The 16,112-nt window shown below is 44.8% G+C and carries 16 protein-coding genes; 11 read left to right on the top strand and 5 right to left on the bottom strand.

What is annotated here, in order from left to right:
* Positions 1-596: 596 nt before the first annotated feature.
* The gene (locus tag LC605_RS33340; RefSeq protein WP_229545711.1) at positions 597-788 is read right to left on the bottom strand and encodes a hypothetical protein; all 192 of its coding nucleotides are present in this window, start codon (positions 786-788) and stop codon (positions 597-599) included.
* A gap of 136 nt (positions 789-924) precedes the next feature.
* Between LC605_RS33340 and LC605_RS00955 the strand changes: the two genes are divergently transcribed.
* The 10 genes from LC605_RS00955 to LC605_RS00910 all read left to right on the top strand — a co-directional run bounded on the left by LC605_RS00955 (position 925) and on the right by LC605_RS00910 (position 10,913).
* A complete protein-coding gene (locus tag LC605_RS00955) occupies positions 925-2,811 on the top strand; it encodes a phosphodiester glycosidase family protein (RefSeq protein WP_229545710.1) in 1,887 nt (628 codons plus the stop codon).
* A 274-nt stretch (positions 2,812-3,085) separates the two neighbouring features.
* Positions 3,086-3,505 (top strand): cupin domain-containing protein, encoded by a 420-nt coding sequence (locus tag LC605_RS00950; protein WP_229545709.1) that lies wholly within the window; start codon positions 3,086-3,088, stop codon positions 3,503-3,505.
* A 377-nt stretch (positions 3,506-3,882) separates the two neighbouring features.
* On the top strand, positions 3,883-4,209 hold the full coding sequence (locus LC605_RS00945; RefSeq protein WP_229545733.1) for an iron-sulfur cluster assembly accessory protein: 327 nt from the start codon (positions 3,883-3,885) through the stop codon (positions 4,207-4,209).
* Between the two features lie 134 nt (positions 4,210-4,343).
* Entirely contained in the window at positions 4,344-4,727 is a 384-nt protein-coding gene (rpsL, locus tag LC605_RS00940; RefSeq protein ID WP_012410236.1) for a 30S ribosomal protein S12, read from the top strand.
* 624 nt (positions 4,728-5,351) lie between these two features.
* Positions 5,352-5,822, top strand: coding sequence for a 30S ribosomal protein S7 (gene rpsG / locus LC605_RS00935; RefSeq protein WP_229545708.1), 471 nt, complete (start codon positions 5,352-5,354; stop codon positions 5,820-5,822).
* 137 nt (positions 5,823-5,959) lie between these two features.
* Positions 5,960-8,038, top strand: coding sequence for an elongation factor G (fusA, locus tag LC605_RS00930; RefSeq protein ID WP_229545707.1), 2,079 nt, complete (start codon positions 5,960-5,962; stop codon positions 8,036-8,038).
* A 23-nt stretch (positions 8,039-8,061) separates the two neighbouring features.
* Complete coding sequence (gene tuf, locus LC605_RS00925) at positions 8,062-9,291, top strand: elongation factor Tu (RefSeq protein WP_229545706.1); 1,230 nt, start codon at positions 8,062-8,064, stop codon at positions 9,289-9,291.
* A 361-nt stretch (positions 9,292-9,652) separates the two neighbouring features.
* Positions 9,653-9,970 (top strand): 30S ribosomal protein S10, encoded by a 318-nt coding sequence (gene rpsJ / locus LC605_RS00920; protein ID WP_008232935.1) that lies wholly within the window; start codon positions 9,653-9,655, stop codon positions 9,968-9,970.
* Positions 9,971-10,132, top strand: coding sequence for a hypothetical protein (locus LC605_RS00915; protein ID WP_229545705.1), 162 nt, complete (start codon positions 9,971-9,973; stop codon positions 10,130-10,132).
* Positions 10,133-10,265: 133 nt separating this feature from the next.
* Positions 10,266-10,913: an LON peptidase substrate-binding domain-containing protein gene (locus tag LC605_RS00910; RefSeq protein WP_229545704.1), complete on the top strand. Its 648-nt coding sequence runs from the start codon at positions 10,266-10,268 to the stop codon at positions 10,911-10,913.
* A gap of 11 nt (positions 10,914-10,924) precedes the next feature.
* On the opposite strand, the gene pheA is transcribed toward LC605_RS00910, so the two are convergent.
* Entirely contained in the window at positions 10,925-11,824 is a 900-nt protein-coding gene (gene pheA, locus LC605_RS00905) for a prephenate dehydratase (RefSeq protein ID WP_229545703.1), read from the bottom strand.
* A gap of 545 nt (positions 11,825-12,369) precedes the next feature.
* On the opposite strand from pheA, the gene LC605_RS00900 reads away from it, so the two are divergent.
* A complete protein-coding gene (locus LC605_RS00900; RefSeq protein ID WP_229545702.1) occupies positions 12,370-12,957 on the top strand; it encodes a DUF1997 domain-containing protein in 588 nt (195 codons plus the stop codon).
* A gap of 104 nt (positions 12,958-13,061) precedes the next feature.
* Here LC605_RS00900 and LC605_RS00895 read toward each other — a convergent pair whose 3' ends face one another.
* Genes LC605_RS00895 through LC605_RS00885 form a run of 3 tightly spaced genes read right to left on the bottom strand, consistent with a single transcriptional unit; the run spans position 13,062 to position 16,047 of the window.
* Positions 13,062-13,244 carry a hypothetical protein gene (locus tag LC605_RS00895; RefSeq protein ID WP_229545701.1) on the bottom strand — a complete coding sequence of 61 codons (183 nt, stop codon included), beginning with the start codon at positions 13,242-13,244 and terminating at the stop codon, positions 13,062-13,064.
* On the bottom strand, positions 13,241-13,897 hold the full coding sequence (locus LC605_RS00890; RefSeq protein ID WP_229545700.1) for a ribonuclease HII: 657 nt from the start codon (positions 13,895-13,897) through the stop codon (positions 13,241-13,243). The genes LC605_RS00895 and LC605_RS00890 overlap by 4 nt, the downstream gene beginning before the upstream one ends.
* Positions 13,898-13,905: 8 nt before the next feature.
* A complete protein-coding gene (locus LC605_RS00885) occupies positions 13,906-16,047 on the bottom strand; it encodes an Rne/Rng family ribonuclease (protein ID WP_229545699.1) in 2,142 nt (713 codons plus the stop codon).
* Between the last annotated feature and the right edge of the window lie 65 nt (positions 16,048-16,112).

Genomic DNA, 16,112 nt, shown 5'->3' with positions numbered 1-16,112 from the left:
GCTATGTTTTAAAGCCAAAGTCAAAATTATTCGTAATTGATCATGAAGATCAATGACTCGCTAACGTTACGCTACCTTAATTCGTAGTTGCAATCAGTGGGGGGTTGTACCCTCCATTGTCTTGTTAACCGCTGAATTAAGAATTTACTGTTAGTTGCTGTACCCTTTTAATTACGAATACGAGTTAGTAATTATTTGGTTATCCTGAACTACCAGTAAAATCAGCGTATTACAAAATATACCCATTTGACAATTCCCAAGTATTGTTGTTGTCTAGAGTTTTGCCACTTCCCAGTTCCGCCCTGTATTACTATTAACTAGACCTTACGGAAGTACCAACACTGGCAACGTTCAGCCAGGATTGAATATCTTAATCCAGTTTGGATAACCAAAACTACCGTGTATGGTGGGGTTGTAATTAGTGTCAGTTAAAACACTTAATTGCAGTGGCTTTAGCGTCTAAATAATTTTTTGGCATCTAGATACAGCAAGCCAAAATATAGATTAACATATTTTTCCGGAAAGAAACTCATGTTATTTTTATATTTACAAATAATTACTTAGTTTATATTTTGGATGATAGTTTTCAAAAGCACCTAGTAAATTATGGTAAAAAAGCCTAATTGTTGCCAATCAGGGATTAGCGATCGCTCCGCCCGCCGCAAGCATCGCAGATTTTTCCGGGCTACTGTGTCACCAATACTTTTCACAGTACTATACTTAACGACTACCTGTACTACCAACGCCCAGGAGTCCCCGGAAACCACCAAATCAATACCCCGGTTCACCTCACACTCACCTGCTTTAACAGCTGACTTTTCACAGCATATCGAAAACCTCTCTCCAAACCTTTCCCCTTCTAGGGGAGAGGCTTTGAGTTCTCCCCCTTCCCTAGTAGGGAAGGGGGCTGGGGGGTTAGGTTTCGTGTTAGCTTTTCCACATGACGTGAAAAGTCAGGCTTTACCAAGTGTGGCATCCTCTGGTAATCAAATTTCCCTCAATGGACGTACCTTATCAGCAACTTGGTTCCAGCGACCTGGAAAAGCTGGTCAGGTGACAACTCATCTCAGTGACGGGGCATTCAGGCAATTAATTGGAGTAAATTTCTTAAACAGTAGCAACTGGGCGACGCAACCAATACAGTGGTTTTCGTCAGTGACAAAGCCACTGGTTTTAGCCACCAGACTACTAGGAGCATATCGCTATCTGGATATTACTAATTTTGCTCAAACATCTGGATGGCAAATCCAAACCAATGGCAACATTTTGGTGATTGCTACCCCAAAAGCACAAGTTACAAATATTGTTCAGAGCCAGCAACCTTCAGACGCGAGTGTTACTCCCGTGCAACAAACTCGGATTCTTGTCGATTTAGATCGTCCAACTCCCTGGCAAGTTGCACAAGGGTCAGTTATTAAAAAAATTCCAAATCCATCCTCTGATCCAGACACACCAACCCCAAAATCCACCGTACCGCCAAATCGAGAGTGGACAATTACCTTGGATGGAATAGCCGACCCTGTTTTGATAGAACGCTATACCCCCCAGCCACCAGCAGCACCACCAACATTGCTGCCAAACCTGCTCAAACAATTATTACCAGCTACACCAACACAACCAATACCACCAGCCCCCCAACCACTCATTCAACAAGTGGAGGTGGTGAAAAACCAAACGATAATTAGTCTGAGCATTCCCTTTGGTCTATCGCCTCAAGTTAGTACTGTCGCTAACCCCAGTCGCCTGATTATCGATATTCGACCCGATCCTTTACAAGAGCGGGATATTGCTTGGGCCCCAGGATTACGCTGGCGACAGCATTATGTCAACTTAGGCACAGAACGCTTTCCTGTGGTCTGGTTAGAAGTTAATCCCCGTAAATTTGGGCTAAGGTTGAAACCCATGTGGGCTAGTCATGATGGGCTTGTGGGTACTGCTCCCTTAATTCAAACAGCGCAACGTTACTTAGCATTAGCTGGAATTAACGGTGGTTATTTTAACCGCAATAACAGATTGCCATTGGGTGCGATTCGTCGAGATAGTCAGTGGTTATCAGGCCCCATTCTTAACCGAGGTGCGATCGCCTGGAATGATTCTGGCCAATTTTACTTCGGTCGTCTCACCTTGGAAGAAACTTTAATCACAGCAAATGACCAGCGCCTACCAATTCTGTTTCTCAACAGTGGCTACGTCCAAAGTGGCGTTGCTCGTTATACCCCAGCTTGGGGATCAACTTACACACCCCTGACGGATAACGAAATTATCTTAGTAGTAGAGAAAGACCAAATTACTAATCAGTTACCAGGCGGCAAAGTTGGTGGGATGGCAATTCCGATTCCCCAAAATGGCTACCTGCTAACCTTACGCGCTAACGCTGCTAGTGCTGCCTCCCAGTTACCGATTGGAGGCGCAGTCAGCATTTCTAGCGCCACTACCCCAGCTGATTTTAGTCGTTATCCCCACATTATCGGAGCTGGGCCCCTATTACTCCAAAACCGTCAAATTGTCCTTGATGCCAAAGGCGAAAAATTCAGCAATGCCTTTATTGCCGAAAAGGCTGTTCGTAGCGGTATTTGCACAACGGCAACAGGCACACTGGTGATTACTGCTGTCCATAATCGTGCTGGCGGTTATGGCCCTACTTTGGCGGAACACGCCCAATTAATGCAACTAATGGGCTGTGTGGATGCCCTAAATTTGGACGGTGGTAGTTCTACCAGCCTTTATTTAGGAGGGCAACTACTTGATCGATCGCCTAGTACCGCCGCTCGTGTTCATAATGGAATTGGTATTTTCCTACAACCACGATAATGGCGAATGGGGGAATAGGGAAGTTTCTTAATCATCTAATGCCCCATACTCAATCCTTTTTTAAAGTTTTGAACAAGCTGCAATTTTGCTTGATGAAGACTTGATGTAGACATCATAGTTTCAGTAGTGATGATTTAGACTGTAGCGTCTGATTTTGCTATGTTTATCGAAGTGCGACAAAATTGCTGATTTTCAAGGTTGCAAAATAGCGCCAGATTTTGGCTCAATAGTTCAAGAGTACCAACGGTTTGTTATGTCTCAAAATGAGGTGACTATGGCTCGATATCAGGAAACTACACAGACTGAAACTCTACACCTACCTCCAGCAATAACTTCCAAAGGCATTGCTGCCAGAGAATTACGTCCTTGGGGTGCTTTTACAGTTTTGGAAGAAGGGCGGGGATACAAAATCAAGCGCATTGAAGTTAAGCCCGGACACCGCCTCAGTCTACAAATGCACCATCACCGCAGCGAACATTGGATTGTCGTCTCTGGTACAGCTAGGGTAGTTTGTGGCGAACAAGAAGTACTACTGAGCAATAATGAATCCACCTATGTACCCCAATGTACATCTCATCGTTTAGAGAATCCTGGCGTAATCCCCTTGGTGTTGATTGAAGTCCAAAATGGCGAATACTTGGGAGAAGATGATATTATTCGCTACCAAGATGACTATGCGCGTACCAAGGATTAAAACCAAAATAACCCGATTAAGTAAGTTGGCGCGAAAAAATTAAAGTATGTTAAGAAACATAAATAGCCTTAAAATCTTTACTAGTGACCAATGACAAAGGACAAATGACAGCCTTAGCCAGTTAGCTTTAATTGTGCCAACCTACTTAAAGCTCTAATCCCAAAACTGAATACATTTTTTGGTGCAAACCATCTTTGGAAACCACTGCACCCCAGAAGTCCCCACCCTAGCTAAGGTGGGGACTAAAATGTGTTAATACTATAAATGTAATAATAGCGATCGCATTCATGCCCTAGCTGATTTGGAATTTTGCACAAGCAAAGGTCAACCCATCTGTAAAATGAAGATGGGGTATTCAATTGCAAAAAACGAGTTCCATGATTCATCTGAGTCAAGCAGCCCTGAGTGAGATTGGGCGAATCAAGTCCAAGCAGCAGTCTCATGTCTTGTTTCGATTGGCAGTAAAACCAGGTGGTTGTTCCGGGTTCTTTTATGATCTGTCCTTCGATGAAGCAATAAAAGTTGGCGATCAGGTTTTCCACTTGGATGGGATTCAAGTAGTTATAGATGCCGCAAGCTTAAATTACCTGAAGAATTTGAGAGTTGATTATTCAGAAGACTTAATGGGTGGTGGTTTTCGCTTCCACAACCCCCAAGCGATCGCTACCTGTGGCTGTGGTAATTCCTTCTCCTTAAGTCATTAGTGATTAGTCATTGCTCAAAAAAACAAATGGGCAATCATTAAGGAAAAATAGCGATTGACATAAAATCGTAAAAAACGATATAATCAGGATTTGTTAAAACTTAGACATATAAGCAGCTTTACGCGCTGTAACTCATGCCAACAATACAGCAGCTAATACGTAATGAGCGCGAACAAGCGCGTCAGAAAACCAAGTCCCCGGCTCTGAAACAATGTCCTCAACGTCGGGGGGTTTGTACCAGAGTATACACGACCACACCAAAGAAGCCTAACTCAGCTCTACGCAAAGTAGCAAGAGTCAGACTTACCTCTGGATTTGAAGTCACAGCTTACATTCCAGGCATTGGTCACAACTTACAAGAACACTCAGTTGTGATGATTCGTGGCGGTCGGGTAAAGGATCTACCAGGCGTGAGATACCACATTATCCGTGGCACCCTAGATACAGCCGGAGTCAAAGACCGCAAGCAAGGCCGTTCCAAGTATGGAACCAAGCGTCCCAAAGAAGCGAAAAAATAGGATTGGCGATTAATCGCATCCAACACGATTAATCGTCTACCTTAAAAGCGCTCAAGGACAAAAAGCGATCGCCGCCTGTGTTCTAACAGCAGTTATGAAGGCTGCTAAAGTCTGTTAAAAAAAATCAAGCAAGCTATACCTACACTAAGCGAGCAAGTGTAGAAGTTCTGAGGAGAAGGCTGTAACTAACAGCGAAACTCTCATCTGGACATTAAGGTTTATAATCTTATCGCCTTAAGTATTTAGTTGCAGGTAGCAAGTCAAACAATTTTAGATTTTAGACTTCGGCGTGAGTGCTACTTCTCTATGAGAGGCTGCACCAACGACAAGGTTCAGTACAAGTAAGTTGAAGGATTTGCGATTTTGGATTAGTCAAACCCACTAGGGAATGAGATTTACAGAGTTTTGATTTTTCTGACCCCTGTGGTCGAAACATCTACAGAAAACTCTTAATCCCAAATCCCAAATCCAACATCGAAAATCCAAAATTGCCAGTCAATTAGGTCAGTGTTGCTGCAACAGTCGAAAAATTTCAGGAAGTCTGAGGGTTGGGTTCCACCGCTTTTACTTTCCGGTGTTTGATAGCATATAATTTCGTTGCCAATTCCGAATTAAAGGTGAAGTATGTCTCGTCGTGGTGTTATTCAAAGGCGCCCAGTTCCGTCTGACTCCGTATATAACAGTCGCCTTGTGAGCATGATTATCAGGCGGATCATGCGTCATGGCAAGAAATCACTTGCCGCCCGGATTGTTTATGAAGCATTGAAAACTATTGAAGAACGCACTGGTAACGCTGCGTTGGAAACCTTTGAAAGAGCAGTGCGAAATGCCACGCCTTTAGTAGAAGTAAAAGCTCGGCGAGTAGGTGGAGCAACCTACCAAGTACCAATGGAAGTGCGTACAGAAAGGGGTACTACCCTAGCACTGCGTTGGTTAGTGCAATATTCCCGGTCTAGACCAGGCCGGACAATGGCAAGCAAACTGGCAAATGAGTTAATGGATGCTGCCAACGAAACTGGAAATGCCATTCGCAAACGGGAAGAAACGCACCGGATGGCGGAAGCTAACAAAGCATTTGCACATTATCGTTACTAAGTAAAAAAGCGATATATCCCACTCCCGAAGCGGTATATCGTGGATTTACAAAAAAAGACGGTTTTCCGTAAAAGTATAGAATCTTAACAAAGAGTAATATACAAGATATCATGAGGCAAAAACTATAGGAGGTAGCTGTGGCACGCACGATCCCGCTAGAGAAAGTACGCAACATTGGTATTGCGGCGCATATAGATGCGGGCAAAACAACAACAACAGAGAGAATATTATTTTACTCTGGGATAATTCATAAAATTGGCGAAGTTCATGAAGGAACTGCCGTCACAGACTGGATGGAGCAGGAGCGGGAGCGGGGAATCACCATTACTGCTGCTGCTATCAGTACCAGTTGGAATGATCATCAAATTAACATTATCGATACTCCCGGTCACGTAGACTTCACAATTGAAGTTGAGCGTTCCATGCGCGTGTTGGATGGTGTAATCGCAGTATTTTGTTCTGTGGGCGGCGTGCAACCGCAGTCTGAAACAGTGTGGCGACAAGCAGACCGCTACAAAGTTCCTCGGATCGCCTTCATCAACAAGATGGATCGCACTGGAGCGAACTTCTATAAAGTTCACGAGCAAATGCGCGATCGCTTGCGGGCAAATGCGATCGCGATTCAACTACCAATTGGTAGTGAAACCGAATTCCAAGGCATCATCGACCTCGTAAAGCAACGTGCGTATATTTACGCAAATGACCAAGGAACCGATATCCAGGAAACTGATATCCCCGCCGAATTGCAAGGGCAAGTAGATGAATACCGCGTCAAGCTAGTAGAAGCAGTGGCAGAAACTGATGACGCTCTGATGGCTAAGTACTTCGAGGGCGAAGAACTGACGCAAGACGAAATCGCCACTGGACTGCGTAAAGGCACAGTTGCTGGCACAATCGTACCAGTACTGTGTGGCTCGGCATTCAAAAACAAAGGCGTGCAATTGATGCTGGATGCCGTTGTCGATTACCTACCATCGCCAAGTGAAGTACCGCCAATTCAAGGCTTACTGCCCAATGGCGATACCGTTGAGCGGCGGGCTGATGACAACGAACCCCTAGCAGCTCTGGCATTCAAGATTATGGCTGACCCTTACGGTCGCCTGACATTTGTTCGCGTTTATTCTGGTGTCCTGAAAAAGGGCAGCTACGTTCTCAACGCTAGTAAGAATAAAAAAGAACGGATTTCCCGCTTAGTTCTGATGAAGGCAGATGATCGGCAAGATGTCGATGAACTGCGAGCGGGTGATTTAGGAGCAGCTCTGGGATTGAAAGACACCTTGACAGGTGACACGCTCTGTGATGATGGAGCGCCAGTAATTCTGGAATCCCTATTCATTCCTGAGCCAGTGATCTCGGTAGCGGTTGAACCCAAAACCAAGAACGACATGGACAAGCTGTCCAAGGCTCTGCAATCTCTCTCAGAAGAAGACCCAACCTTCCGTGTCCGCGTCGATCCGGAAACAAACCAAACCGTGATCGCGGGGATGGGAGAGCTACACCTAGAAATTCTAGTAGACCGGATGTTACGAGAATTCAAGGTGGAAGCCAATGTAGGTGCGCCGCAAGTAGCTTACCGGGAAACAATTCGGAAAGCTGTGAGCAAAATTGAGGGCAAATTCATCCGCCAAAGTGGTGGTAAAGGTCAATACGGTCACGTTGTGATCAATTTGGAGCCTGGAGAACCCGGTACTGGCTTTGAATTCGTCTCCAAAATTGCCGGCGGTACAGTACCTAAAGAGTACGTTGGCCCCGCAGAACAAGGAATGAAAGAAAGCTGCGAATCTGGTGTTCTCGCTGGATATCCGTTGATTGACGTCAAGGCGACGCTCATTGATGGGTCATACCACGATGTAGACTCTTCGGAAATGGCTTTCAAAATCGCCGGCTCAATGGCGATGAAAGAGGCTGTGCTGAAAGCTTCACCCGTCCTCTTAGAGCCTATGATGAAAGTTGAGGTTGAAGTTCCTGAAGACTATATCGGGAACGTCATTGGTGACCTCATCTCCCGCCGAGGGCAGATTGAAAGCCAAAGCACTGAACAGGGACTCGCTAAGGTCGCATCCAAAGTTCCACTGGCGACCATGTTTGGCTACGCCACTGATATCCGGTCGAAGACCCAAGGTCGGGGTATCTTCACGATGGAGTTCAGCCACTACGAAGAGGTGCCTCGCAGCGTAGCTGAAACTATCATTGCAAAAAGCAAAGGGAACGCTTAGTTAAAATAAGGAAATGAGCATTCATGGCACGCGCAAAGTTTGAAAGGAATAAACCCCACATCAATATCGGTACAGTTGGCCACGTTGACCACGGTAAAACTACCTTGACAGCAGCCATCACCATGACCTTAGCAGCTATGGGTCAGGCTGTAGCTAAGGGCTACGACCAAATTGATAATGCCCCCGAAGAAAAGGCACGGGGTATTACCATCAATACCGCTCACGTAGAGTATGAAACTGCAAGTCGGCACTATGCTCACGTAGACTGTCCAGGACACGCTGACTATGTGAAGAACATGATCACTGGTGCGGCTCAGATGGATGGAGGTATCCTGGTAGTAGCTGCTACCGATGGCCCTATGCCCCAAACCCGTGAACACATCCTGTTGGCAAAACAGGTAGGCGTTCCCAGTCTGGTTGTCTTCTTGAACAAAGAAGATTTGATGGATGACCCAGAACTCTTGGAACTGGTAGAACTAGAACTGAGAGAACTGTTAAGCAGCTATGATTTCCCTGGCGATGATATCCCCATCGTCAAAGGCTCTGGTCTGCAAGCTCTAGAAGCAATGACCAAGAATCCCAAGACCCAACGAGGAGAAAATCCGTGGGTAGACAAAATCTATGAACTGATGGATGCTGTAGATTCTTACATCCCCACTCCTGAGCGGGATGTTGATAAACCCTTCCTGATGGCTGTAGAAGACGTGTTCTCAATTACAGGTCGTGGTACTGTCGCCACCGGTCGGATTGAGCGGGGTATTGTCAAAGTTGGCGATAACGTTGAACTAGTGGGTATCAGAGATACTCGCGCCACTACCGTAACTGGTATTGAAATGTTCAAGAAGAGTCTCGACCAAGGTATGGCTGGGGATAACGCTGGCGTGCTACTTCGCGGTATTCAGAAGGCTGATATTGAACGGGGTATGGTCATCGCCAAACCTGGTTCGATTAAACCTCACAATGAATTTGAAGGTGAGGTGTATGTCTTAACAGAAAAAGAAGGTGGTCGTAAGACTCCATTTTTCGCTGGCTACCGTCCCCAGTTCTACGTGCGGACAACAGATGTAACTGGTACCATCAAAGCCTACACCTCAGATGAAGGCAAAGAAGTAGAAATGGTAATGCCAGGCGATCGCATCAAGATGACAGTAGAATTGATCAACGCGATCGCGATTGAACAAGGAATGCGCTTCGCTATTCGCGAAGGTGGTCGCACCATCGGTGCTGGTGTCGTCTCCAAAATTATCAAGTAGCACCTTTTTGCTCATCACAAAGGAGCAGAGATGGTATAATGCCTCTCTGCTCCTTTCTCTTCCCTCTATAAACAAGTATCTTGACCACCAATGCCATAAGCGAAAACCAAGCTCCATAGGTACGTGTCACAAGAGAACCCTTCTGGTGCGATCGCTTTGCGAACGACTACGCTCAGGGTAAAAGATTTCGGTCTTGGGAACCAGGACTCCTGCCCTTGGAGGGAATGTAAGACCAAAAAAACTACGGAGTAATGATGGCTATTCCCGATGAATTGGGAAGCTCAGACTTCAGCCGTAGGCAAGTCTGAGTAGTTCACCCTGTAAATACTCCCCTAATTACGCAGAACCTGGAAAATTAAAGATGGCAACTCTACAGCAGCAGAAAATTAGAATCCGCTTACAGGCCTTTGACCGGCGCTTATTAGATACATCTTGCGAGAAGATTGTAGACACAGCTAACCGCACCAACGCTACAGCCATAGGCCCAATTCCTTTACCAACGAAACGCCGGATCTATTGTGTGCTGCGATCGCCTCACGTAGATAAAGATTCACGGGAACACTTTGAAACCCGTACTCATCGCCGGATTATTGACATTTACCAGCCCTCTTCTAAGACTATTGATGCCCTGATGAAATTGGATCTACCATCGGGTGTAGATATCGAAGTCAAACTTTAATTGGTCATTGGTCATTGGTCATTGGTCATTGGTCATTGGTCATTGGTCATTGGTCATTGGTCATTGGTCATTGGTCATTGGTCATTGGTCATTGGTCATTGGTCATTAGCAAAAGACAAAGGACAAAAGACAAAGGACAAAGGACAAATGACATTAGTATGAATAGTTACATAGCCCTGAAGAAATATATCTCAGGGCTTTTATTTAGCTAGGAAACAAATGATAGAATGTAGATAAAGAACGGGAAAAGCAGAGAAAAAGAAATTTTAAAGATTAAGTTTATACCAAAATAACAATGACATCATCTTCTAAAATTGCAGTCCGTGAACTACCTCTATTCCCGTTACCCGAAGTAGTTTTGTTTCCTACTAGGCCATTACCCCTATACATCTTTGAATTTCGCTACCGAATCATGATGAACACGATTTTGGAGAGCGATCGCAGGTTCGGTGTTTTGATGTTCGATCCAGTCAAAGGTACAATTGCAAACACTGGTTGCTGTGCCGAAATTGTTCATCACCAACGACTGCCAGATGATCGGATCAAGATGATGACTTTAGGGCAGCAAAGATTTCGTGTATTAGAGTATGTTCGTGAAAAGCCATACCGTGTTGGCTTAGTTGAGTGGATTGAAGATCAACCACCAACTAAAGATTTGCGACCTTTATCAACTGAAGTAGAACAACTACTACGAGATGTTGTGCGTTTATCAGCTAAATTAACCGAACAAAATATTGAACTGCCAGAAGATTTGCCTGATCTACCTACAGAGTTATCTTATTGGGTAGCCAGCAACCTTTACGGTGTCGCTCCAGAGCAACAGTTATTGCTAGAAATGCAAGATACTGTAACTCGTTTAGAGCGGGAAGCAGAAATTTTAACTTCTACTCGTAATCACTTGGCAGCACGCGCTGTTCTCAAAGACACATTTAGTGAAAAGTGAAAAGTTAGGAGTTAGGAGTTAGGAGTTATAACTTCTGAAGTAACGGCGCTGATCTGTAAAACATTGTAAGCGCCAAGAATTTTTAAGATCTCTGTGTGGATAGTTAATTCTGCTAAAGCAGATTGCATTTGCGCTTCCTTAGCATCCGCTTCTAAATCCATGAAAAACAAGTATTCGCCTAGCGATCGCTTCGTCGGACGCGATTCAATCCGGCTGAGGTTAATTCCTAGTTGAGCAAATATTTGCAAAGGTTTTACCAATGCTCCGGGTGTGTTGGCAGGCATACTAAAAGCTAGTGATGTGTGACTGGTAGTTCTTGTTGGTGCTTGGTATCCAGCCTCTGCTTCACCCTGACTTACTACCCAAAAACGAGTAAAGTTCTCTGGATAGTCGTTGATGTTACTGGCGAGAATTGGCAGGTTGTATAGTTGAGCTGCTCTACTAGAAGCGATCGCTGCTGTTGTTATGTCTTGTTCTAATCGCTGTAGCGCTTCTGTTGTAGAATTGCTGGGAATAATCTGTACAGTCGGGAGAAACCGCTCTAACCATCCCTGACATTGTGCCAAAGCTTGCGGGTGAGAGTAAACAGTTTGAATCCTATCTAAGCTAGTAGCACAGGAAATTAACGTATGAGCAATGGGTAATACCAAAGCCAACTGAATTCGCAAACTGTCCAACTGCCAGAGTGTATCCAGTGTTGTGCTAACACTCCCTTCAATAGAATTTTCCACTGGCACAACAGCCAACTGAGCTTGATTATTCGCAAGGGCGTGCAGTGATTGAGAAATGCTGGGATAGGGACATAATATAGCTTCAATTCCCGTACTTTTGCTCAACCAGTTTACATAAAAAACAGCTGCTTGTTCTGCGTAAGTGCCGGGAGGCCCTAAATGTGCGATCAATAAAGTCATGCTTTTAGCCTTGAGTTGGGAGTTTAATGGCATTGGGGACTAGGTACGGACTACTATAGGAATCATATTTGATTTCTGAAAAAATCTAAGTATTTGTAGGGTGTGTTAGGCGTAAGCCGTAACGCACCAAAAGCTTGAGATGGTGGGTGCGTTACGCTTGGCTTACACACCCTACGTATATTTCAAAAATCAAATATTAGTCCTATAGGAAGAATTTATGGAAAGGTATTTTATCCCAAATATTTTTATTTATACATAAATGAACCCAAATATAGGACTCCTATTAGATTTTTGAACAAAATGGTAGTTTTTTTTTTGCTCAATTCCTCTGAAGATTTAAGAGCAATTATATTAGTTTATGAGCGAATAGTAATGCATATTCTTGATTTTTTGTCAAGACTTAAATCCTAATCTTACCCCTTTCAAGGTGACTAGTAAAATCTCTTTTTTTCTCTCGGCGGTCAAGAAATTTTGTACTTTTCTAATAATCAGAACTAAGTTGTTAAAAAATATTAAAATTAAGAAACAAATATTTTGATCCGCTCATGGCTACCCGGTTTACTGCCTCGCAATCGGTTGAAATCGCTGTTCCAGAGCAGCCTATTCCCATTCAACACTACTTGCGTCAGCCTCAACGCCTGGTTAAGGCTTTGGTTGACAACACTCGGATTCAGCAACTTTCTGAGGAAGTATTTCGCTTGAAAATGCGTCCGCTAACTTTTATGTCACTAAGTATTCAACCTACTGTAGACATGAGAGTCTGGACAGAATCAAATGGGATAATCTATTTGCGATCGCTAGGCTGTGAAATCTTGGGTTTCGAGTATATTAACCAACGCTTTGCTCTCAACTTAAAAGGGCATTTGTCTCCCAAAGAGTTTCGCAGTGGCACTCGTCTGGAAGGAAGGGCTGATTTAGAAGTGCTGGTGGATTTGCCACCGCCATTTTGCTTCACTCCTAAACCGATTTTAGAAACTACTGGCAATGCTTTGCTCAAAAGCGTGCTGTTGTCGGTCAAGCAACGGTTATTAAATCAACTTTTGGCGGATTATCGCTACTGGGTGATATCACAAACTAAAGATAGACGACTTGAGGCTGACAAGACTGAATTACCAATCCTCAATGCTGAGTAATTCTTTAACTAATTCGTAACACTTGCCTCCGGCGAGTATTACGAATTACGAATCAAGTAAGTCGGCGGGAATAAATGCAACTATGTTACGAAACGTAAATAGCTCTAAAACTCTGACCAATGACAAATGACCAATGACCAATGACAAATGACAAATGACCAATGACAAATGACCAATGACCAATGACAAATGACAAATGACAAATGACAAATGACAAATGACAAATGACCAATGACCAATGACCAATGACCAATGACAAATGACCAATGACCAATGACATTAATCACGCCGACCTACTTATTTTGATTTGGCAAGGGCGAAAAGACTGACGATGCAGAGGCGAGGGCCCGTATTGTTGCAGAGCCAGCAAATGCTGCTGGCTACCGTAACCCTTGTTACACTCCAGGTTGTACATAGGGTATTTTAATCCTAAACGCAGTACCAAATCGTCACGCCAAACCTTAGCGACAATACTAGCAGAGGCAATAGCGAGCGATCGCTCGTCCCCTTTAACTATTGTTTGTTGCGGCACTAGCAAGTCTTTGATTGACTGATTGCCGTCGATCAAGCAAATTTCAGGCTGTACCTTTAACTTCAGCACAGCCCGCTTCATTGCTAACAGCGTCGCTTGCAAAATATTTATCTTGTCAATTTCGGCAGTAGAAGCAAACCCAATTTTCCAGTCTATAGCCAGACCACAAATTTGCTGCGCTAGCTGAATTCTACGAGAACTAGACAACTTTTTGCTGTCTTTAATTTTAGCTGCCATTAGTATTGGCAAAGCATGATCTGGTAGGATCACTGCTGCTGCCACCACAGGCCCAAATAGAGCGCCTCGCCCTACTTCATCCACACCTGCAACCAACCCTGGAATCCCTAACAAGGTAGAAAACTCCAGCCAAGTGGATTGTTCCAAGGGTGCTGGCGACGTTTCTACCATAAAGCAAATTAATTATCCTCGATCGCTGAGGAACGACGGCGGCGGCGACGGCTAGCAGTGGCGGCGCTATTGGCTTCACTTTCATCTGCAATCTCGTTCGCGAGGATGGCTTTGGCAGACAAGCGTCCCGAAAGATTGGGAGTCAACTCCGATGCTTGGGTTGTCTCTTCTATCAAAGATTTTTCTTCTGGTTGAATAACTTTTGGTGTCAGTATCTTGCTTGGGGTTATTTCAGGTGTTGCTTTTTGGACAATAGTAGTAATTTCAGGTGTTGCTTTTTGGATAATAGTTGATTCTGAGGTTGATTCAGTTGGGGTCGTTGGCTGTTGACCGGGCTGAATCACATTAATAATCACAGACTTGGTATTTTTTACCTCTTGCTCTAACTTCACCAAGGGAGAAATTCCCATCAAGGCAAACATATCCTGTTCTTGGAGGCTCATTTCTACAGTTCTAATTTCCGGCGGTTCTACCACTGGTTTAACTGGTTCTGCTTTGATAACTTTAGTGCGCTCTACTCTTTCACTCCAACCTGGTTTACCAAGGGTGGGTGAAGGTATCTCTGGTACAACTCCTAGTTCTGGTTCCACATCAAGGTCTAAGTCTGGCTCGTTAACAAAAGCCAGGGGATTGGGAACAACCCGAGCTTCATCTTTGCCGTTTAACCCATTGATGCCAATTCGACTGCGGCGAGTGCGGGTACGACGCTTGTTATCAAGTTCTTGATAACTAGGATGATTGATCAGATTTAGGTTACTCAATTCCGAGTCGCCGTCAAATGCTTCCCCAAATCCATCATAGGTTTCTCGTGGTTCCGGGATGCGGACAGATGGCTGGCGTGGTTCTCGGTGAGGTAGGGATACAAAACGCTCACGCTCTGGTGTCTCTACTGGTATTGGTAATCGGTTTTCGATTTCTCCAGGGAGACGCACGGTATGTCCTAAACCGCCACAGGTGGGACAAGTTTCACCAAACAATTCGTAAATGTTTTGACCTTGACGCTTGCGGGTCAGTTCTACTAAACCCAGTTCGGTGAGTTGGGCAATCTGGGGACGAGCTTTGTCTGCTTTGAGTGCTTTATTAAAGTGTTCCAGAACTTGCAATTGATCACGTCGCGATTCCATATCAATAAAATCAACGACGATCACCCCGGCGATATTTCGCAGACGCAACTGGCGAGCAATTTCTGTTGCAGCTTCGCAGTTTGTCCACAAAACTGTTTCTCTAGCTGTTGCCGATCGCGTGAAGGAACCTGAGTTAACATCGATTACGGTTAATGCCTCCGTCGGCTCGATGATGATGTAACCTCCAGAAGGTAGATCTACTCTCGGTTTGAGGGCTTCTCTAATGGCGGCACTGATCCGGAAGTACTCTAAAATTGGGGAGCGATCGCGGTGATGGTCAATCAACAATCCCTGCGGTGTTTGACCACCACTCCAGTTCTGCAAGTACTGTTTGACGCGCTTTAAACCAGTACTGGAATCCACGACAATCCGATTTACATCCGCGCCATACATATCCCGCAATACTCGCTGGATAAAGTCATCGTCTCGGTTGAGCAGTGCTGGAGGACGGGTGGAATGGGCTTCTTGCTGAATGGCTTCCCATTGCTTTTGCAGCAACTCCAAATCTTCCATAATTGCTTCTTCGGGTTTGCCTTCGGCTTCTGTACGCACGAGCAGACCCATTCCCGCCGGTTTGACTAAAATCGCTAGTGCCCGCAAGCGGTTGCGCTCACTTTCACTTTTAATCCGTCGGGACAAATTTACACCCCGGCCATAGGGCATCAGTACTACGTAGCGCCCGGGTAAGGTGATATTACCCGTGAGCCTGGGCCCTTTTGTCCCCGTTGGCTCTTTCATTACTTGCACCAAAACTTTCTGCTGTGGTGCAAGTAGTTCTGTAATTGCCGCTGCGGTACGCTTGAGCTTCAATGGCCCCAAGTCGGTAACATGAATAAAACCGTTGCGCTCTGGGTCGCCAATATTCACGAAAGCCGCATCTATCCCAGGTAATACATTTTCTACCACTCCTAAGTAGATATCACCTATTTGGTGATGACCGGTAGCAACAACGAGTTCCTGTATTTGATCTTCAGAAAAAACCGCAGCAATTTGGTGCTGCTCCGCGATGATAATTTGTTTTGGCATTCAATTTCCTCAAAAATTGGCAGCACTTACAGGTTTGAGGTTTGTTGTATCAAGTCCGGATAATT

Origin of the sequence: Nostoc sp. CHAB 5836 (genome assembly GCF_020829445.1) — a bacterium.
Classification (GTDB): domain Bacteria; phylum Cyanobacteriota; class Cyanobacteriia; order Cyanobacteriales; family Nostocaceae; genus Nostoc.
The sequence above is the reverse complement of the archived record's forward strand: the minus strand, read 5'-3'. Positions and strand labels throughout refer to the sequence as shown.

What these genes read in the sequence shown, in the direction of transcription:
- LC605_RS00950 (WP_229545709.1), top strand. Translation starts at nt 3,086, where the DNA reads ATGGCTCGATATCAGGAAACTACACAGACTGAAACTCTACACCTACCT.
- LC605_RS00900 (WP_229545702.1), top strand. Translation starts at nt 12,370, where the DNA reads ATGGCTACCCGGTTTACTGCCTCGCAATCGGTTGAAATCGCTGTTCCA.
- LC605_RS00890 (WP_229545700.1), bottom strand. Translation starts at nt 13,897, where the DNA reads ATGGTAGAAACGTCGCCAGCACCCTTGGAACAATCCACTTGGCTGGAG.
- tuf (WP_229545706.1), top strand. Translation starts at nt 8,062, where the DNA reads ATGGCACGCGCAAAGTTTGAAAGGAATAAACCCCACATCAATATCGGT.
- pheA (WP_229545703.1), bottom strand. Translation starts at nt 11,824, where the DNA reads ATGACTTTATTGATCGCACATTTAGGGCCTCCCGGCACTTACGCAGAA.
- rpsG (WP_229545708.1), top strand. Translation starts at nt 5,352, where the DNA reads ATGTCTCGTCGTGGTGTTATTCAAAGGCGCCCAGTTCCGTCTGACTCC.
- LC605_RS00945 (WP_229545733.1), top strand. Translation starts at nt 3,883, where the DNA reads ATGATTCATCTGAGTCAAGCAGCCCTGAGTGAGATTGGGCGAATCAAG.
- LC605_RS00885 (WP_229545699.1), bottom strand. Translation starts at nt 16,047, where the DNA reads ATGCCAAAACAAATTATCATCGCGGAGCAGCACCAAATTGCTGCGGTT.
- rpsL (WP_012410236.1), top strand. Translation starts at nt 4,344, where the DNA reads ATGCCAACAATACAGCAGCTAATACGTAATGAGCGCGAACAAGCGCGT.
- rpsJ (WP_008232935.1), top strand. Translation starts at nt 9,653, where the DNA reads ATGGCAACTCTACAGCAGCAGAAAATTAGAATCCGCTTACAGGCCTTT.
- LC605_RS00910 (WP_229545704.1), top strand. Translation starts at nt 10,266, where the DNA reads ATGACATCATCTTCTAAAATTGCAGTCCGTGAACTACCTCTATTCCCG.